General features: G+C 65.9%; 16 protein-coding genes. 4 read left to right on the top strand and 12 right to left on the bottom strand.

Annotated elements, in window-relative coordinates; translation table 11 throughout:
• Positions 1-16 precede the first annotated feature (16 nt).
• Both LT971_RS03225 and LT971_RS03220 read left to right on the top strand, forming a co-directional pair.
• Positions 17-1,084, top strand: a complete 1,068-nt coding sequence (locus LT971_RS03225) for a formyltetrahydrofolate deformylase (protein ID WP_237005410.1) — start codon at positions 17-19, stop codon at positions 1,082-1,084.
• Positions 1,085-1,356: 272 nt separating this feature from the next.
• Positions 1,357-1,620, top strand: a complete 264-nt coding sequence (locus tag LT971_RS03220; protein WP_237005409.1) for a hypothetical protein — start codon at positions 1,357-1,359, stop codon at positions 1,618-1,620.
• 135 nt (positions 1,621-1,755) lie between these two features.
• Here LT971_RS03220 and LT971_RS03215 read toward each other — a convergent pair whose 3' ends face one another.
• The 5 genes from LT971_RS03215 to LT971_RS03195 all read right to left on the bottom strand — a co-directional run bounded on the left by LT971_RS03215 (position 1,756) and on the right by LT971_RS03195 (position 9,930).
• Positions 1,756-2,943, bottom strand: coding sequence for a PGF-pre-PGF domain-containing protein (locus LT971_RS03215; RefSeq protein ID WP_237005408.1), 1,188 nt, complete (start codon positions 2,941-2,943; stop codon positions 1,756-1,758).
• 89 nt (positions 2,944-3,032) lie between these two features.
• Entirely contained in the window at positions 3,033-8,636 is a 5,604-nt protein-coding gene (locus LT971_RS03210; protein WP_237005407.1) for a surface glycoprotein, read from the bottom strand.
• A gap of 91 nt (positions 8,637-8,727) precedes the next feature.
• Positions 8,728-8,898 (bottom strand): hypothetical protein, encoded by a 171-nt coding sequence (locus LT971_RS03205; protein ID WP_237005406.1) that lies wholly within the window; start codon positions 8,896-8,898, stop codon positions 8,728-8,730.
• A gap of 371 nt (positions 8,899-9,269) precedes the next feature.
• Positions 9,270-9,557 (bottom strand): helix-turn-helix domain-containing protein, encoded by a 288-nt coding sequence (locus tag LT971_RS03200; protein WP_237005405.1) that lies wholly within the window; start codon positions 9,555-9,557, stop codon positions 9,270-9,272.
• Positions 9,558-9,660: 103 nt separating this feature from the next.
• Complete coding sequence (locus LT971_RS03195) at positions 9,661-9,930, bottom strand: DUF8103 family protein (protein ID WP_237005404.1); 270 nt, start codon at positions 9,928-9,930, stop codon at positions 9,661-9,663.
• 348 nt (positions 9,931-10,278) lie between these two features.
• On the opposite strand from LT971_RS03195, the gene LT971_RS03190 reads away from it, so the two are divergent.
• Together LT971_RS03190 and LT971_RS03185 are read left to right on the top strand one after the other, a co-directional pair.
• The gene (locus LT971_RS03190; protein ID WP_237005403.1) at positions 10,279-11,238 is read left to right on the top strand and encodes a hypothetical protein; all 960 of its coding nucleotides are present in this window, start codon (positions 10,279-10,281) and stop codon (positions 11,236-11,238) included.
• The gene (locus tag LT971_RS03185) at positions 11,235-12,491 is read left to right on the top strand and encodes a sulfatase family protein (RefSeq protein WP_237005402.1); all 1,257 of its coding nucleotides are present in this window, start codon (positions 11,235-11,237) and stop codon (positions 12,489-12,491) included. The genes LT971_RS03190 and LT971_RS03185 overlap by 4 nt, the downstream gene beginning before the upstream one ends.
• Positions 12,492-12,510: 19 nt before the next feature.
• Here LT971_RS03185 and LT971_RS03180 read toward each other — a convergent pair whose 3' ends face one another.
• From LT971_RS03180 to LT971_RS03150, 7 genes are all read right to left on the bottom strand, one after another.
• Positions 12,511-12,960 carry a CBS domain-containing protein gene (locus LT971_RS03180; protein WP_237005401.1) on the bottom strand — a complete coding sequence of 150 codons (450 nt, stop codon included), beginning with the start codon at positions 12,958-12,960 and terminating at the stop codon, positions 12,511-12,513.
• A 28-nt stretch (positions 12,961-12,988) separates the two neighbouring features.
• Entirely contained in the window at positions 12,989-14,746 is a 1,758-nt protein-coding gene (arcS, locus tag LT971_RS03175) for an archaeosine synthase subunit alpha (protein ID WP_237005400.1), read from the bottom strand.
• Between the two features lie 60 nt (positions 14,747-14,806).
• Entirely contained in the window at positions 14,807-16,282 is a 1,476-nt protein-coding gene (gene tgtA / locus LT971_RS03170) for a tRNA guanosine(15) transglycosylase TgtA (RefSeq protein ID WP_237005399.1), read from the bottom strand.
• A gap of 52 nt (positions 16,283-16,334) precedes the next feature.
• Positions 16,335-16,505 carry a hypothetical protein gene (locus tag LT971_RS03165; protein WP_237005398.1) on the bottom strand — a complete coding sequence of 57 codons (171 nt, stop codon included), beginning with the start codon at positions 16,503-16,505 and terminating at the stop codon, positions 16,335-16,337.
• A gap of 30 nt (positions 16,506-16,535) precedes the next feature.
• On the bottom strand, positions 16,536-17,063 hold the full coding sequence (locus tag LT971_RS03160; protein ID WP_237006248.1) for an NUDIX hydrolase: 528 nt from the start codon (positions 17,061-17,063) through the stop codon (positions 16,536-16,538).
• Between the two features lie 125 nt (positions 17,064-17,188).
• On the bottom strand, positions 17,189-17,728 hold the full coding sequence (locus LT971_RS03155) for a P-loop nucleotide/nucleoside kinase family protein (protein WP_237005397.1): 540 nt from the start codon (positions 17,726-17,728) through the stop codon (positions 17,189-17,191).
• 83 nt (positions 17,729-17,811) lie between these two features.
• Entirely contained in the window at positions 17,812-17,997 is a 186-nt protein-coding gene (locus tag LT971_RS03150; protein ID WP_237005396.1) for a hypothetical protein, read from the bottom strand.
• Between the last annotated feature and the right edge of the window lie 197 nt (positions 17,998-18,194).

Below are 18,194 nucleotides of genomic sequence, written 5' to 3'. Positions count from 1 at the left end.
CGACGTCTCTGCGCGTATGCCCAGCGAGCAGCAGTCCACGGGCGCAGCGGCCGACGGCCACACCGAGATCACGGTCGTCGGAGCCGACCGCACCGGCATCGTCGCCGCGGTCACCGGACTGCTGTTCGAGCACGGCGCGAACATCGAGGACGTCGAACAGACAGTCAGGGACGGCGTCTTCCGGATGACACTTCTGGCGGACCTGGGGGCCGAGCGCAGCGAGACTCCCGAACGAGCGAGTAGCGAGGGACGAAGTCCCTCGAACCGTTCGAGCGGGCGAAGCCCGCGAGAAGACGGCGACGCCGCGAGCAGCGGCTTCGACCGGGGCGGGGCGCCCGTCACCGACCGCGAGGCGTTCCGCGAGGAACTCCACGCGACCGGCGAGGACCTCGGTGTCGACGTCACGGTCCGGTTCCCGGGCGAGCGCGACGACGGTATCGCCGTCCTCGTCACGAAAGAAGACCACTGCCTGCGGGCGGTGCTGGACGCCGACCTGCAGGCCCCGGTCCGGGTCGTCGTCGGCAACCACGACGACCTCCAGCCGATTGCCGACGAGCACGGCGTCCCGTTCCACGACATCGGCGACGAGTCCGGCACGCCCGACGAGGACCGCCTGCTGGCGCTGCTCGACGAGTACGACGTCGACCTCGTGTTGCTCGCGCGGTACATGCGCATCCTCAGCCCGGACGTCGTCTTCCGGTACGCCGGCCGCATCGTGAACGTCCACCCGAGCCTGCTGCCGGCGTTCCCCGGCGCGCAGGCCTACCGGCAGGCCGTCGAGGCGGGCGTCCGCGTGGCGGGCGTCACCGCCCACTACGTCACGACGGACCTCGACCAGGGGCCGATTCTCACCCAGCGCGCGTTCACCGTCCCGCCGGACGCCGGCGTCGAGGACCTCCGGGCGCGCGGCCAGCCCCTCGAAGCCGAGGCGCTGGTCGAAGCGGTCCGGGTCCACCTCGCCGGGGACGCCACCGTCCGGCGCGGCGCCGTCGAAGTCACTGGCGACCACCAGTTCGGGATGCCCGCCGCTGCGTCCAACGCCAACCCAGACCGGCCACTGGACGTCGAACCCGGCGACGACTGACGCACAGGAGTCTGCGAGTTCGAGCGAACACGGGAGCGAGTACGCCTCCCCGCCTCTGTCTTCCTCGAAGGATATTGGTATCTTACTGGCGGTTCTCGCCGCCCAGAGGGTGTCAGTTACCGCAGGCGCTCTCGTGCTCCGACTCCATGGACTCTCCGACCAGTGACTCAGGAGCGAACAGCTGTCTCAGTCGTTAACCGGACCCACCCGTGGACATGCCCCCTGTAACAAAGCGTCTCTGAGTGCTCGGAACTTCCAGGCCCGGACCCAGAATGTCCAACCACGAAACGGAGAGAACGCGTCGAAACAAGTTCCGCAGGTTCATCGCCTGGTACACCATCCTGCTCGGAGGCTTCTCGGTCATGCTCCTGGGGATGCTCGTCCTCCTCGCTTACGTGTTCGACGGGAGCCTCCAGATCTACATCGACAAGTTCGGCGAAGCGGAACTCGAGGTCGCCCTCTTCGCGGTCGTCTGTGGAACCGTCCCCTTCGGACTCTACGTCCTCGACGATATTCTCCACCGTCGTAGTTCGTGAACAGCCGGCTCGGTCCGCTCGATCGTTCGCACTCGGTCCATAGGACGTGACAGTCACACGCTACTCGTCAGTACTGCCGGCAGACGGAGCGGTGGTTCTCGACTCGCGCTCGAAAAAAGTGGGTTGGTAGTCGGGCTATTCGCGGACGTACACGAGGTACACCGTCCCGACGACTGCCAGCAGGACCACCGCGATGCCTCCGATGAAGAGGAGTCCGGGTCCGTCATCGACGTCGGACGGTCCGGAGGGAGTGGTCGTGTCCGTCGGCTGCTGCGTCGTCGTCGGCGTGGCCGTGTCCGTCGGCGTGGTCGTATCCGTCGGCGTGGTCGTGTCCGTCGGCTGCTGCGTCGTCGTCGGCGTCGACGTAGTGGTCGGCGTCGCGGTCGTGGTGGTGGTATCACTACCACCGCCACCGCCACCGCCGCCGGCACCACCAGTGTTATCGCTGCTACCGTCGTCGTCACCGCCAGTGCCGTCGTCACCACCGGTGCCGTCGTCACCGCCGGTGCCGCCGTCACCACCGGTACCGTCGTCACCGCCGGTATCACTCGTGCCGGCGATGGCGAACGGCGAGAACTCGGTGACGTCGGCACGCAGCGCCACGTTGTCGCCGGACTCGTCGACAACTGACGTCTCGAGGGTGTCCCACGAGCCGTCGGTGTAGTGGAGGATGTTCGCGTCCTCCACGGCGAGGCCAGCGTCGTCGAGTGCGCTCTGCGTGACCGTCACGGTCACCGAACCGGACGACCCGCTGGGCGCCTCGATGTCGAGGTACGCTGCGACCGAGACGCCATCGGGCTCGGGCGCACCGTCCGCCGGACCCGACGTCTGGCGCACGCTCAGGGTCCCGGTCGTCCCGCTCTCGAGGTCGACGGCGACGTTGTCGACCTCGTCCGTACCGAGCGTCACCGTCGCGTCACCGTTCTCGTCGAGGTCCTCGGAGCCGCCCGCGACGGTGTCAGTGCTGACCGTGAAGTCGACCTGCGTCGACCCACCAACGCTGACGTCGCGGGACTTTGTCTGTTCCTGGACGGCGATCGTGACCTGCTCGTCCGTGTTCACGTCGCTCGTGTTCACCTGCAGGTCGTAGTAGCCGTCGCTGTCCGTTACGTCCTCGGCGACGACGTCACCGTTTTGCGTCACTTCCACGGTGAGGCCGCCGACCGGCGAGCCGCCGCTGTCCGAGACGGTACCGAAGTACCGCTGCGGGGGCTCTGGTGGGCCGTCGGCTGTCGCCGCGACGGCCGGCACGAACGCGCCGGTCACTGTCATCAACACGACGACCACGACGAGCAGTCGAGCCGCCGAACGTTGCCAATTCATGGTATGTATCATCAGTATATTTTTTGCCTATGACAGGTGGTTCGTGTTGCGGAAATTTGGAAATTGGAAGGGTTGGTTAGTTCGCTGTGCTAGTTGACTGACGTACTGGCGGACGTCACGCTGTTGCCGGCCTGGTCAGAGATTCCGCCAGAACCACTGACAATCTCGGCAGTCAGCGTGTTGGTGGAGTAGTCACCATCCAGAGTCAGCGTGACGGTGGTCGACCCGGTGGCTCCATCGGTGACCGAGCTCTTGTCAATGCTGTTGATGGTGACGGTCGTTCCGTCCTGAGCAGTAACATTGAAGTCGGCCTGTTCGATGGACGTCTCGTTGAACCCACTACCGGCTTCGCTGAGCGTCACAGTAACATTCGTCGTACCACCCGATGTGGTCGACGAGGCGCTATCGAGCGTCGGTGCAACGCCGTCCATGTTGGACGCCGTCACCGCACTCGCCGTGTCGTCCAGCTGGTTGCCGGACGTGTCAGCAATCGTCTCACCGGAGGCGATCGACACGTCAACGCTCGACGCGTCAACCGCATTCGCGAGGTTCAGCGTCACGGTCGTCGTACCACCGCTCTCGCTCGTCGAGATGCTGGCGACCGAGCCCGCGCTCAGGCTGAAGTCGCTTGCGGCGATAGTCGACTCATTCACGTCGACACCATCACTGATGGTGACGTCAATAGTCGTGTCGTCAACCTTGCTCGCGGAATCAAGCGTCGGTGCAACGCCGTCCATGTTGGACGCCGTTACGGTACCGCTCGTCAGCGTGTTGCCCGCGGTATCCTCGATGGATCCGGCGATCGACACGTCAACGCTGGACGAGTCGACAGCACTCGCGAGGTTGATCGTGACCGTGCCGGTCGAATCGCCCGAAGAGATGCTCGACTTATCAATGCCGGAGATGCTCCCCGAGCTGACACTGAAGTCACTGGCTGAGATCGTGCTCGGAGCGAGCCCCGAGCCGGAGTCGCTCAGCGTGACTTCAATCGTCGTGTCATCCACTTTACTTGCAGAGTCGAGCGACGGCTTCGTGTAGTCGACTCCGGAGACATCAACGCTGCCGACATTATTGTCAGCTAATAGAACACTCTCAAGGCCAGGGCTATCCTGACTGTTGATACTGGTGAACCCTTCGTACCCAGAGAGGTCGTACAGTTGGATATCAGTGCTGTTAGCGCTGATATCATTGCCTACGATGTCGACTTCGGAGATGTTGTTACCGCCGTTCTCCAGGAGGTAGACACCGTTGGACCATCCCGCCACATCATTGTCCGTGATCGAGATGTTCGTTGCGTCGTCGTGCTTACTGGTGACGAGCACCGCCTGGCCGCTTTCGACACCTTCGAAAGTGTTGTCGTGAACGACCGTGTCGGCGGTGTTGCTCAACAGAATCCCCTGCGGAGTGTTCGAACCTTGAGAGATTTTCACCTGCTCGAAGGTGTTGTGCGCGAAGGTTGTACCAGTAGTGCCATCGAGACGGATTCCGTTGTTGGTACCATCACCGAGGATGAAGGTATTGGCCATCAGCTGGCCGTTGTTGGCACCGTTACCGTACGCGGCGACAGCACCATTGCTGACGTTCAGCTCGCTGTTGGCGATTGTGTAGCCATCAGCGTTCAGGGCAATCATCTGCGCGCTCGAATCAGTCGTATTGATGGTGAACCCATCAATTCCAACGTTCTGAGCGCTCAGAGTCAGCGAAGTACCGGAAGAAGTGATTGTTGCCTGCTCCTGGCTCACACCGGGAGCAGCCACGACGGTCACGCCCTGGTTGTCCATGGTGACCGAGTCGTACACACCGCTTTCGACGTAGACCGTATCATCACTCACCGAACTCGCTGCAGTGTCGATGGCGGTAGCGCCAGTTCCACGAATCGTGGACGGGCTGTTCTCGGTGTACGCGAGGTTCGTGAGGCCCTCGGCGTCCGAAGTGTCGTCTGCGAGTTCGCTCCAGTCCGTCGAGTTCGGAACGACGTAGTCGCTGGCTTCACCTGCGTCAATCAGCTTCGCAGTGATCTCTTCGCCGTTGTCGAGATCGGTGAGCGAGACGTTGACGTTCTGTGAGCCGTCCTCGGCGGGGTCGGCTTCACTGCCAATCTCGACGCCGGTGCTGTTCTCGACGACGAGCTTCGCATCGTGGAACCCGTCGGCGTCGTACTCCGTGGAGACGGTGACGTTCGCCGTGTCACCCTGAGTCAGGTCCGAGAAGTCGGCGTCCGTGATGCTCACGATGCCGGACCGGTTGACCGGGTCGACCGTCTCGGTGTACGTGCCGACGTTCCCGTGGGCGTCAACGGCGTAGACCATCACATCGATCTTCTTGCCGTCGTAGCCCGCATCGTAGTCGACGGTGACACCGTTGGCCTCGAAGAGGTCACCGAGCGTCTTCGTGCTCTGCTTGTAGCTGAGCGCCTGGTGGTCGATACCGAGCTTCGGTGCGTCGACGATGACTCTGCTGATCTGCTGTTCGGACGTGACGCCGACCTCGAGGTCCACGTCTTTGCCGTTGGCCGGCGTGTCGCTGAACAGACTGTCACCCGACGCCGTGACGTCGGGCTTCTCGCTTTCCATGCCGCCGTACTCGACGGGGGCGTGGAGGCCGTCCTCGTCGGTGAAGACCCAGTAGCCCTCACCAATCTCGAACTGCGAGACACTGAAGCCGGTGTCGCCAGACATCGCGTCGTAAGTCTGGCCGTCGAGCGGCGTGAGCGCCTGGCCGACCGACTGGGTGCCCTCCTGGAAGTGACCGAGGAGGTTCCAGCCAGCGTCGACGTCCTGGATGGACGGACTGTCCGGCTCCATCTTGTCGCTGGCGTCCCCGTCGTACACCGTGTACCCGCGGACGTCCATGTAGGCCGTACCGTCGGCCTTCACGATGTACCCCTGACCGCCCTCGAGGGCCGTCAGCGAGTTGTCCTTCGCACCGGGGCTGTAGCTGAGCCACTCGCCATCCTCGTACGTCCAGATGGCCTCGACGTGGTCCAGCTCGTCGTTGTTCTTCAGCTCGTCGAACGAGACCGAACCCGCCTCGAGCGGCACCGAGACGAAGTTCTGTCCCTTCTGGAGTTTGAGTTCGACGGAGTCGACGAACTCGCTGTCTTCGTTGTTGAGGGTCGAGGGGTCGTCGTAGTCCCCGAACACGCCCGGGTCGACAGTGAGGCGGGCGTCCTCGTCGCCGGTCTGGATCTCGCGGTCGAACGTGAGGACGACTTTACCGTCGTCGTCATTTTCGCCGTCGATGCCAACCACGTTCCCGTCACCGAGGAAGTCGAAGTCGCCTTTATCGACGCCCTGCACGGGCTCGGTGAACCGGACGAGCACCTCGGTCCCGGTCTCACCGAGACCGATCACGTCGGCGTCACCGATGTTGGGCTCGTCGCCCATGGCGCGGGCCGTGTCCGACCCGGCGTCGGTGAGGTCGAGACCGTTCACCAGCGAAGCGTCGTCGATGGTGGCCTTGAAGTCGCCGTCGCGCGGCGCGTCGTAGACCATCGTGTACGTCCGCTCGCCGGTCTCCTCGATGTGGCCGGACAGTGCGAACGTCTCTTTGTACTGCTTGTAGTAGCCGTCGTCGCTCTCGATGGTGACGGTCAGACCGTCGAGTTCGACGGGCGAGGTGACGGTGAGGTTGAGCTTGCCGTCCTCGTCGTCGTCCTCGAGTTCGATGTCGACCGTCTTCGCGTCGACGGGCTTGGTCTTGAGCAGTTTGCCCTCGACCTGGGCGGCGAAGACGTACGTCTGGTCGCTGTCAGCCGTGAACTTCGAGGACTGCGTGAAGTCGCTCCAGCTCAGACTACTCGGGTCCTCGTTCGGACCGAGTTCGTAGTACCCGTAGGCGCTGGCGTCGTTAGTACCGTTGTCGGAGACCGTGACCAGGTCGGCGACGTCGTAGTCGACACCGGTGTCGGTCGCGGTCAGGACCTCCGGACCACTGTACTCGACCTTCGGCTCGAAGTTGTCGACGATAACGTCAGCAGAGCCTTTGTCGAAGTTCCCGTTGTCGTCCTCAGCGAACGCAACGATGGTGATGTCACCCTCGGTGATGTCCCGCGTGTCGACGGAACCGGGGTGCTCGAACAGCGTCACGCTCTTCTTGTTCTTCTTCGTGAACGTATCACCAGTCTCTATCCAGCCGATGTGGACGTCGTTACCGTCGGCCTTGTCGACGGAGACTTCCTGAGCGATGTCCCAGCGACCCTCGAGCGGACCACCGAGGGGGTCAACCGTGACGTCCGGCTCGATGGTGTCGATGGCGAACGTCGTGGAGTTGTCGCCTTTCGTGAGGTCGGCGTCGTTGCCAGCGATGTCCTCGCCAGCGGTGACGACGACCTCCACGGAGTCGTTCTCGATATCGTCTAAGGCGGGCAGAACGTCGTAGTACTGATAGACGGTGTCCTCACCGGCCTCGTCCTGGTCGTCCTTGAACGAGTCCAGCGTCACGGTCGTGCCGTCGGCCGTGATCTCGGCTTCGACCGTACTGGCATCGACGTCCTCGTTGAACTCGATGCCGACGGAGATCGTGCTGTCCTCCTCCGTGACGGGCGGCTCGTCGTCGCCCTTCTCGGACTGGTTGACAGCGACGTCCTGGACGTACGGCTGCTTGTTGTCCACCTCGAACGCGTACGAGGCAGAGTTCGCGTTGCCGTGATTGTCGGCTGCGCTCACGTCAACCGTGATGGTGCCGTTCGGGAGTTCGGGGATGTCGCCATTCCCACCGGCTTCCACCGTGAACGTGTCCGAGCTGGCGTCGTAGACACCAGTGTCCGAGCTGTTGTTCGTGTAGCTGTAGTCGCCGTTGGGACCACTGATGGTCAGCTCGGCGGTGCTGTCGTTGATGTCGCCACCCTTGATGCTGACCTCGATGGTCTGCTCGGGGTCCTCGTAGAGGCCGCCGTCGGTCGGCTGAACGAGCGTGAAGGTCGGGGCAGTCGTGTCGACGTCGACCTTGAAGCTCGTGGTGTTGGAGTTACCGACCTCGTCGGCGGCGGTCACGCTGACGTCGTACTCCGTCCCGTCCATCAGGGGTTTCAGCGCGTCGTTGCTGAAGTCGATGGTGAGTTCGCCGTTGTCGTAGACGATCCCATCGTGGTCGCTCCCGGTCTCGTTGACCTCGTAGATGACGTTGCCACCGTTCGAGAAGTCGATCTCGATGCTCGACGGGTCGACGGACGTGTTGGCGTCGGAGATGCCGAGGCTCACCGTCGGCTTCTCGTCCGTTACCTTGCGGTCGGACGTGTCACCGAAGGTTGGCTCGTCGGCGTCGACCTGCAGGGTCGCATAGCGCTCACCTGCATCGCCATCGTCGATGGTAGTCCCCGATCCACCCTCGTCCTGGAACACGTACACGTCGTACGTTCCACTGTCGGTTGGTGTACTAGTAGAGGTGATCGAGAACTCGTTGTCGCTTTCCCAATCGTCCACGTCCAGTTTACCGAGATGTGTATCGTTCGCAGAATGATACACACCGTCTCCATTCTTGTCAATGAATGCGTGGACGGTACCATTCGCATTGACTGTACCATTAACATCGAAATCCTCACCGCCCTGAACGAGGTTGTCGCTCAGTTCGATTGAGGTAGTAGCCGCAGCAGCCCCTCCCGAGAACGCGATGCCGGCACCGAAGACGGAGCCGATCATCAGCGCCGTCAGGAAGACCGCGCGGACCTTGTCGTAAGTTTCGTTCTGTATCATTTACGTGTCTTCGAGTTTCGTCTGCACCGCAGTCAGTTCGCCAGCGATGCCTCTCGCCGTGGTTTCCGGCGGTACACCGCCGTACCGCGCGTCAGTCGAGGTCGTAGTAATCCTCGAGCACCTCCTCGAGTTTCTGTGAGACGTTTTGTCCCTCGGCGACAGCGTCGCTGCGCACCTGCCGCCACACCTCGCGGCTAACCTCGATGGTCGTCCGCGTGGTGGCGCGCGTGTCGTCGCCGTCGCCGTCATCCGAGACTGTCATTCTTGCTTGCATTCTCTCCGAGTGCGTTCCATTCTGGTTGGGTGAAGTCTGGTGACTTCGTGACCAGACAGTTCAATGATTTTACCTGATAGTACTTATAGATACCGTCGGTATATGGTAGAGGTAACAACCGGCAGAATACGGAGTATAGGGAGTCTAAATCGATCTACGGCGCGAACGGGCCGTTTCGAACGCCAGAATCAGGATGCGTAGCGACTCCTCGCGTGCGCTCGAAGAACCATTAAGAAGTGGTGGAAACCTGACACTCGTCGGTGGCGAACGAGACGCCGTGAGAACGAATTTAAGCCGTGAATTACCGCGCGAGAGAGGAGAGTTGTGGTGTATCGCCGGGTTTCCCGGATCAGCAGGCGCTACGCTTCGAGTTTCTCAGCCACGAACTCCTCGAAGTCCTCGACGCTCTCCTCGTAGACCTCTCGGTGCTCGACGACGACCTGCCCCTTCTCCGTAATCTCGTAGAGCCCGCTGTTCGACGCCGGACCGACGCGCTCGACCAGTCCGTAATCCGCGAGGACGGGGAGGCGGGTGTTGATGTATGCACGATTCTTGTCGAGCATGTGTGAGATGTTGACAGCGTTGTTACGCTTCCCGTCAGATAAGGCCTCCAGCACCTCGAAGTCCGTCGGGACTGCGAGTTTCATTGGGAGGACAATGACCCCTACATAACATATATCCCGGGGTTCCCCACTAGCTACGTGCTATTAGTAGGTGGGCGTGGTGCCCGAAAAGAACGGAGGAGCACCGCTACTCTAGATCGCCAAGTGCTCGCTTCGCCAGTTCCAGTTCGGCAATCAGGCGCTCGTGTCGCGTGATCAGGTCGTCCATCTGTTCTTCTAGCGCTTCGGCAGAGAGGTCATTCTCGGGCCGAGTCGCCTGTAGCAGAAATTCCTCTAGCGTTCGACTACAGGCGTCGTTGACCTCGAGCAGTGACTTCGATACGACCCATTCGGGATTCTCGTACTCCGGCGGTTCAGTTCCTCTCCGAATCGCCCCGGCTTTGTTATCTCCCCGCATGATCTGGGCACACGTGGTTAATGGTGGATGATTAACTTGAAAGTATGGATAATTATGGTAGACTTACATTTAGTCGCGCCGAGTAGCTTTTCGGGGCCGCTGCGGCTTCCCAGACCGTATTAGGCACCCGCCCAGACCGATAGACGTAGTTTCCCGGCATTCGTGTCTTTGTACTTACTATGGGGGTGCCAGACCCACGGTGGGAGTCAGGAGACAACCCAATCGCGACGCACGAGTGAGATCACGACGCCACCAATCGGAGACAGGACCGCCAGGAAGCGTAGCAGTAATGTAGCTCTGTGTCGTCCCACGCCGCGTGAACGACGGAGTTCCGCATAGCACCCACCAATGAGCTCTTCACTCATTACCGCGGGTCGAAGCCTCCGACACGCCGGTTTCGACGCGGTCCGGGAGTTCGTCTACCGCACGTACTTCTCCGTTCGTCCCGAGACTGCGTCGCCTGACCCGGTACTCGACGCGGACTGGGACCTGCTGGTCGTCCTCGACGCCTGCCGCGCCGACGTGTTCGCGGACGTCGTCGGCAGCGGCGACTATCCGTTCGGTGTCGGGGGGACCGCGACCTCGCCGGCGAGTTCGTCGACGGAGTGGCTGGAATCCGTCTTCGGCGCGGCCAGCGACGACGCCCTCGCCGAGGTCTCGTACGTCACCGGGAACCCCTACTCCTCGCGCACTATCGACACCGACCGGTTCGGCGCCTGCGAGGAGGTCTGGCGGGACGCGTGGGACGACGACCGCGGGACGATTCCGCCCCGGCCGCTGACCGACGCGGCGATTCGCGCGGGCCGCGACCACGACACCGACCGGCTGGTCGTCCACTACATGCAGCCCCACTTCCCCACCGTCTTCGGCGACGACGAGACCGGCGACGGGGGCGGCGGCGGCGACGACGACGGCATCGCGCTGGCCGACTGGGGCGACCAGCCGATGTCCGTCTGGGAACAGCTCCGGTTCGGCCGCCGGAGCGTCGACGACGTCTGGGCGGACTACGAGCGCAACCTCGAAGCCGTCCTCGCGGACGTCGAACTCCTGCTGTCGAACGTGGACGCCGAGACCGCCGTGCTCACGGGCGACCACGGCAACGCGTTCGGCGAGCACCACATCTACGGCCACCCGGCCGGCGTCGACCTGCCGGCGCTCCGGGAGGTCCCGTGGTGCGAGACGACCGCCAGCGACACCGGCGCCTACGACCCCGGCGCTCGCAGTAGCGACGACGGCGAGAGCGAGGGAGCATCGACCGACGAGACGACCGTCGACGACCGACTGGAGAGCCTCGGCTACAAAGTATGACGGCGAGTGACACGCCCACGAACCTCCTGGTACTCTGCGTGGACTGCCTGCGCGACGACGCCGTGCGCAGCGACCGCACCGACACGCCGTTCCTGGACTCGCTGCGCGCCGGCGGGCTGGACTGCTCGAACGTCTACTCGTCGACCACGACGACGACGCCCGCGATGGCGAGCCTCCTCACCGGCACCTACAACGAGCGCAACGGCGTCATGTCGCTGCGCCGGGGGACACTGTCCGACGACGTCGACCCGCTGGGGACCGTGCTCGGTGACGCCGGCTACCACACCGAGGCGCGGGTCACCGGCCCCCTCCTGCCGGAGACGGGCCTCGACCGCGGCTTCGACGTGTACGAGCACCGCGCCGAGGACGCCGACCTGTTCCGCGGCTGGAAGCCCGAGATACTGGACCGGCTGGACGCCATGCCGGAGCCGTTCGGTGCGTTCGTCCACCTCTGGGAGCTCCACGAGGACGTCCACGTCCCGGCCGAGTTCGACAGCCCCGAGTACGGCGCGACGCCGTACGGCCGGGCGCTCTCGGCGCTCGACCGCGACCTCGCTGACCTCGTCGACGCCGTCCCCGACGACACCGTCGTGGCGTTCCTCGGCGACCACGGCGAGAGCGTCACCTTCCGGAACTCGCCGCTGCGGCTCGTCCTGAAGTCGCTGCGAGACGCCGCGCAGTACTACGGCGGCGTCGACCTCCGCGCCCCGGTCGCGGCCCTGAACCGCCGGTGGGACGGCCGCGGCCCCGACGTCGACGACCACTACCTGGAGAACGGCCACGGCGAGAACGTCTACGACTTCACGACGAACGTCCCGTTCGTGCTCTCGGGGCCGGGCGTCGAGTCCGGGAGCGTCGACGCCCAGCTCCGGCAGGTCGACGTCCTCCCGACGCTGCTGGACGCCCTCGGCGTCGACGAACGACCCGCCAACGACGTCGACGGCGAGCCCGTGACGGCGGCCACCAGCGACGACCGGCCGGCGTACCTCCGGGCGTGTGGCGCCTCCCTCCACCGCGAGCGCAACTGGGCGCGGGCCGTGCGCGCCGACGGCTACAAGTACGTCACCTACCCCGACAGGGACTGGGACGCAGAACTGTACGACCTCGAATCCGACCCCCGGGAGCTGCGCCGCATCGAGGACAGCGAGGTCGAAGCCCGGATGGAGCGCCTGCTGCCCGAACGCGGCCAGCCTCTCGAACAGGTCGAAGAGCTCGACATCGACGACCACCTCGAAGACCTCGGCTATCTCTAGGAGCGACGGCGTCCCGGCGTCAGTCTGTCCCGCCCGGACTGCCGCTCGCCGTCCAGTCGGCGCGCTCGCGGAGCGCGCGCTCCGCGTCGTCGTCGAGTTCGTCCCGGACGCCCACGAGGTCGGTCGTCGTGACGATGCCGACGAGGTCCAGCCCGTCGGCCACCGGCAGGTGGCTGACGCCCGTCTCGTGCATCTGGTGGGCCGCCCTGTCTACGGTCGCCGTCGGCTCGACGGTCTCCAGCGGCCGGGAGGCCGCGGCGTACACCGGAATCTCGGTGAACGACCGGTCGTCGTGCTCGTGGCCGGCGTCGACGAAGTCGTACTCGGTGAGAATCCCCGCCGGGTCGCCGTCGGTCGTGACGACGACGCTCCCGACGCCAGCGTCGAGCATCCGGCCGGCAGCCTCGTGCAGGGACACCGCCGCCGGCACCGACACCACGGCCGTCGTCATCACGTCCTCGACGCGCACGGGCGCTCAGACGGCGCCGAACGCCTTGTTACTTTTCCACGGAGTGCCGGACCTGCACCGCCATGCCGCGGGTCGCATCGGCCATCGCCGGTCCCGGCATCTCGGCGCGCCCCACGGCGAACGCCGCCGGCCCCTCGACGACGACCTCGTCGCCGACCCGGATGTCGTCGCTGGCGTCGACGACGCCCGGCGCGAGCACGCTGCCCTGCGGGACGAAGCCGTCGATCTCGACGCGCTTCGTGGGGGCGTCGCTGGCCACCCACTTCCGGGCGCCGGCGAGCGTGAACGACAGCGAGCCGTACTGGGGGACGAGCGCCGCGAGCTGGTCGCCGGTGTCGGCGTCGAGCGCCTGGAGCTTCGGGTACCGGCCCTGCACCTCGATGTCGGCGAAGACCTCGTCGCCGGCGCCGTCGCCGAAGTAGAAGTCGGCGACGGCCTTCAGCGTGGCCTGCTCGCGTTCCTGCACCCAGATCTTGTCCTCGCCGGCGAGCGCGGCGTTCAGCTCGCCGAGGCTCTCGTCGGTCGTCGGGTGGTCCTCGACCGTGAACTCGAAGGGGACGTCGACCTCGGCGGCGACGCGCTCGCAGATGTCGCGGTAGCCCTCCGGCGGGACGTGCGCGATGACGCGGGAGTAGTCGGTACGTTCGAGGTAGCGCCGGAGGACTTGCGAGACGAAGTCCTTCTCCTCGGCGCTCCAGCGCCCCGTCACCACGGAGTCGTAGTGCTGGGCGGGGTACGTGAGTTCGAGCTCCTGGGGGACGACGCCGATGGGCGACGTCATCGACACCATGTGCGCCCGGTAGCTGGCGGCGTCCTGGAACTGGCGGTGGCTCTGGGAGTCGCTGTACGGCTTCCGGGCGGAGCACGGCACGAGCAACAGCGGGTGGCCGTCGAGGCGCTTCCGGTACCGGCTGGTGACGCGGTCGGCGAAGCGCTGGATCTCCACGCGGCGCAGCGCGTCCTCGGTCGACGACAGCAAAAGCGAGTCGCGGTAGGCGGGCGTGCGCTCTTCGACGTAGCCGTACTGCTGGTCGAACTCGCGGAGTGCGGCGGTCAGCCACGCCGTGTGGCGGGCCTGCCCCTCGACGTAGTCCCGCAGCCGGCCGTCCCGGATGCGGCGCCGGACCCGTCCGAGTTCGGCTTCGAGCGCGTTGACGTTGTGGTCGACGCAGTCCTCGCGGTCGAACTCTGCGGCTGGCTGCTGGCAGGCCGGACACGAACACGGGAGTTCGTCGAGGTCGGCGAGGTCGTACTCGCCCTCGGTGGTGAGGTAGCGGCCCTGCGTGCCGCGAACGACGGCGCGATCGGCGTCCACGAGGTCGACGCCGGCGTACACGAGCACGGCGACGTTCCGGGGGGTGGCGACCCCGGAGAGGTAGAGCGCGGTGTCGTCCGGGACGGCGTCCCGGGTCTGGACGACTGCGTCGCGGAACGCCGACCCGTGGCCGACGGTGCCGGGCGCGCCCGACAGCACGTAGGCGTCGGCGCCAAAGTCTTGTGCAGTCTCGGGCGACACGACGGCGGCGCTCGGGTAGTCGACGTCGGGGTAGTCGGGCGCGAACGACTCCTCGACCTCGGCGGCGGTCCCCGACGGGAACGCCCGGTGGGGCAGCACGGTCAGCACGGACTCGTCGCCCTCGGGCGTCTCCTGGGGCTGCGTCCACCGGCTGCCGGCGTCCTCGATTACGTCGTCCGCGAGCGCCGGCGTCGTCACGGGCTCCGAGAGCCGGAGCTCGCCCACGCGCGCCGCGGCGTCGCGCTCGTGGACCTCGAAGTAGTCGGTCATTAGTGCTCTCTGGGGGGCGCGCGCCCAATTGCCTTGCCTTTCGGCGCCTGCCCTGGGGAGCTACTCCCCTGTCGCAGAATTGTAGAGGTCGACGCGCTCGGGGAGCGTCGCGAGGGCGGTCTCGGGCCAGCCGTCGTGGGCGAGCGTGAACTCGGTGTCGGGGTTAGCGTCGGCGAGGCGCGCGACGCCCTCGGCGGCGGCCTCGTAGCCCGCCCGGTCCATCTTGTCGGGCGTCTCCGCCGTCAGCGGGTAGGTGGTGGCTAGCGCGGACGGGTACGGGCCGAACGGCGGCAGGACGTTCCAGGACTCGTCGTACCGGTGGTTGCTGGCGCCCTCGGTCAGCAGGACGTCGTCGCCGTCGACGTCCAGCCGGTCGAGACGCTGGTGGTGCCGGAGGACCTCGGGGCGGCGCGCGCTCTCCGCGCTCGTGTAGAAGAACGCGTCCTTGCTCGCGGGGTCGCTCGCCTCCAGCTGGTCGGCGTGGTCGAGCAGGGCGCGGTAGCCGTCGAGCGTGCTCGGGTGGGCGTGAGCGCGGGCGGCGACCAGCTCCATCAGGTTCCCGGACTTGATGGCCTGCTTGACGCGCCGAATCTCGCCGAAGGAGACGTGGAGGTTGTGTTCGGCGAGCAGGCGCTCGCGGTCGTCGCCGTCCATGTCCTGGACGGCCTGCGGGCTGTGGTCGGCGCAGACCGGGCAGTCACACGGGAAGTAGTGGAGGTCGTCGAGGTGCTTCGTGCCCGACACTGTCAGATAGCGGTCGTCGCGGGCGTAGATGGCGTAGGCGGCGGAGTCGAAGAGGTCACAGCCCAGCGCGGCGGCGAGCGCGAACATCATCGGGTGGCCGGCGCCGAACAGGTGGACGGGGGCGTCGCGGCCGAGCCCGCGCTTCGCGCCGAGGACGGCCTCGGTCATGTCGTCGTATCGGTACTGGTTCATCAGCGGGACGACCGCCCCGACTGGGAACAGGTCGAGGCTGGTGCCGTAGGCGTGCTCGCCCGCGCGCTCTCGGAGCTCGGGATGCGTCGACCCCTGCACGGGGGCGTTGACGAGCATGTCGCCGACGTCGACGGTCTCGGCGAGTTCGAGGCGCTCCTGCGTGGTCGCGAGCTCGTCTTCGGCGCGCTCGCGGTCGACGTCCGGCGGCGTCGGGATGTCCACGGGGGTGCCGATGTCGCTGCCGATGTCGCGCTGGAACTCGAGGATGGCCTCGGTGTCCGTGTCGATCTCGCCGTACTCGGCGAGCTGGAAGCTCCCCGAGTCGGTCATGATGGCGCCGTCGAAGCCCAGCATCTCGTGGAGGCCCTCGTCGAGCGCGCGCTCCCTGAGGGCCTCGTCGTTGTTGATGATGTAGGAGTTCGTGATGAGGAGTTCGGCGCCGAAGTCGTCGGCGAACCGCGACGGCTCGACCGTGATGAGGTTGGGATTGACGACCGGCATCAGGGTCGGCGTCTCGACGGTGACCCCCGCCCGGGGCACGTCGAGTTCGCCGATGCGGGCGAGGCCGTCCTGTGCGCCGACCTCGAAGACGTCTCTCATTGCACCGGGGTAGCCACCTCGCGCGCTTGAGGCTTGCCTTCGGTGACGGCCGTCAGGAGTCCTGCTCGACGTAGAACACGCGCTCCCGGGGGATGCGGCGGACGGTGCCGTCGCCAGTCTTCACGAGCCAGTGGCCGGTGGCTTCGTCGTACTTCAGTCGGTCGTCGTCGGTCGGCCACTCGGTGACGCCGCCCTGCGGGTCCTCGTAGACGATGACGCCCATGCCGGCGGCAGGCGGCGGGCGCTGATAAAGCTACGCGAGTTCGTGCTGGAGCACGCCGAGCGCGGTGCGGCCGTCCCGAATCTCGTCGTCGCGGACGGCGGCGACGAGGTCGTCGTAGGACTGGGTGTCGACCCGGATGGACTCGTCGTCGTCCAGCGACTGGCTGCCGGTCGGCGTGCAGCCGCGGGCGACGAAGTAGTGGTGGACGGCGTCGCTGATGCCGTTGGCGGGCTCGTAGGTCGCGTACTGCTCAATGCTGTCGGGCTCGTAGCCCGTCTCCTCGCCGAACTCGCGGCGGGCGGCGGCGGCGAGGTCCTCGCCGGGTTCGACGCTGCCGGCGGGGAGCGCGCGGTTCACGCGACCGACGGCGTGGCGCCACTCCTCGACGAGCACCACGGCCTCGTCGTCGGGCGTGAACCCGAGGACGACGACGGCCGGGTCGTCGTGGAGGTAGTCGTAGTCGGTCTCGGTGCCGTCGGGCAGCCGGACCTCGTCGCGGCGAATCTCGAAGCCCGGACACGTGTAGGGCACGCCGCTGCTGGTCGTCTCCCACGCCAGCGGGTCGGCGCCGTCGCTGGCGTTTCCGTAGCCGTCGGCCTCGTTGTCGGCGTCGGCGTCGTCGTCGGTCACGCCCGGCGGTTGGCGTCGTCCGGAGAAAAGGCTACCGCGCGCAGTGCACCGATCTAGAAGACGTCGTTGACCTGCCCGAGCGTCTCCTCGAGGGTCCCGGAGTTGTCCACGAGCGCGTACTCGCCCGCGATGGACTCGAACTGCTCGCGGAACTGCTGGTGGATGGCGAAGTCGGCGTCGCTCTCGTCGCCCGACCGCGCCCGGATGCGCTCGCGGACGACGTCTTCCTCGCACTCGACTTTCACGAGGTCGAACGGCACGCCGACGCGCTCGGCGGTCCGGCGGGCGTCCCCCCGCAACTCGCGCTCCTTGAACGTCCCGTCGACCACGACGGGGTCGCCGTCGCGCAGCGCGGCTGCCGCCCGCGCGAGGAGTTCGTCGTAGACGGCGCGCACCTCCTCGGGCGTGTACTCCGGCTCCGGGAACAGCTCCTTGCGGACCACGTCCGTGCGGAACAGCTCGGCGTCGAGGGTGTCGACGGCGTGCTCCGAGACGGTGGTCTTTCCGGCGCCCGGCAGCCCACACACGACGACGAGCCGCGGCTCGCTCCCCCTCGCCGACCCGGCCTCTGTTGAGACGGACTCCCCGCTCACGGTAATCGACTGAGTGACGACTCGCCGGGAATATGAAACTGTGGAATCGGGCTGGCCAGCAGCACCGCGGGGGCGTCTGCGGGTCAGTCCCCGTCGTCGAGTTCGACGACCGAGGCCTCCCAGTCGGGTGCCCCGTCGCTGGAGCGGCAGGCCCACGCGCCCTGCACGTCGATGTCGGTTGCGTGTGCGCGGACGAGGAGCTCGGTGAGGACGGCGTTGAACTTCGCGGGCGTCGAGACGTCGGTGTCGGAGAGTGCGTCGCCGGTCATAGTGAGTACGGACGGACTGGCGCTCCATCGAACGAGAGCCGGGACCGGTAGAGTCCCGCTGGCAACTCGAGCTTCGCTTCCGGCGGCGCGTCCGTTTCACACGAGGGGACCTGGCCGGAATAAGGCACCGATTAGCTTGGTGTACCAAGCAGAATTCGGCCGCTTGGTGAGCCAAGCGGCCTGTATTTATCCGTCTC

The organism is Halobacterium rubrum (assembly GCF_021729015.1).
Classification (GTDB): domain Archaea; phylum Halobacteriota; class Halobacteria; order Halobacteriales; family Halobacteriaceae; genus Halobacterium; species Halobacterium rubrum.
The sequence above is the reverse complement of the archived record's forward strand: the minus strand, read 5'-3'. Positions and strand labels throughout refer to the sequence as shown.

Excerpts from the sequence above, each read along its gene's own strand:
- LT971_RS03225 (WP_237005410.1), top strand. The coding sequence starts at position 17 with ATGCCCAGCGAGCAGCAGTCCACGGGCGCAGCGGCCGACGGCCACACC.
- LT971_RS03220 (WP_237005409.1), top strand. The coding sequence starts at position 1,357 with ATGTCCAACCACGAAACGGAGAGAACGCGTCGAAACAAGTTCCGCAGG.
- LT971_RS03215 (WP_237005408.1), bottom strand. The coding sequence starts at position 2,943 with ATGAATTGGCAACGTTCGGCGGCTCGACTGCTCGTCGTGGTCGTCGTG.
- LT971_RS03210 (WP_237005407.1), bottom strand. The coding sequence starts at position 8,636 with ATGATACAGAACGAAACTTACGACAAGGTCCGCGCGGTCTTCCTGACG.
- LT971_RS03205 (WP_237005406.1), bottom strand. The coding sequence starts at position 8,898 with ATGACAGTCTCGGATGACGGCGACGGCGACGACACGCGCGCCACCACG.
- LT971_RS03200 (WP_237005405.1), bottom strand. The coding sequence starts at position 9,557 with ATGAAACTCGCAGTCCCGACGGACTTCGAGGTGCTGGAGGCCTTATCT.
- LT971_RS03195 (WP_237005404.1), bottom strand. The coding sequence starts at position 9,930 with ATGCGGGGAGATAACAAAGCCGGGGCGATTCGGAGAGGAACTGAACCG.
- LT971_RS03190 (WP_237005403.1), top strand. The coding sequence starts at position 10,279 with ATGAGCTCTTCACTCATTACCGCGGGTCGAAGCCTCCGACACGCCGGT.
- LT971_RS03185 (WP_237005402.1), top strand. The coding sequence starts at position 11,235 with ATGACGGCGAGTGACACGCCCACGAACCTCCTGGTACTCTGCGTGGAC.
- arcS (WP_237005400.1), bottom strand. The coding sequence starts at position 14,746 with ATGACCGACTACTTCGAGGTCCACGAGCGCGACGCCGCGGCGCGCGTG.
- tgtA (WP_237005399.1), bottom strand. The coding sequence starts at position 16,282 with ATGAGAGACGTCTTCGAGGTCGGCGCACAGGACGGCCTCGCCCGCATC.
- LT971_RS03165 (WP_237005398.1), bottom strand. The coding sequence starts at position 16,505 with ATGGGCGTCATCGTCTACGAGGACCCGCAGGGCGGCGTCACCGAGTGG.
- LT971_RS03150 (WP_237005396.1), bottom strand. The coding sequence starts at position 17,997 with ATGACCGGCGACGCACTCTCCGACACCGACGTCTCGACGCCCGCGAAG.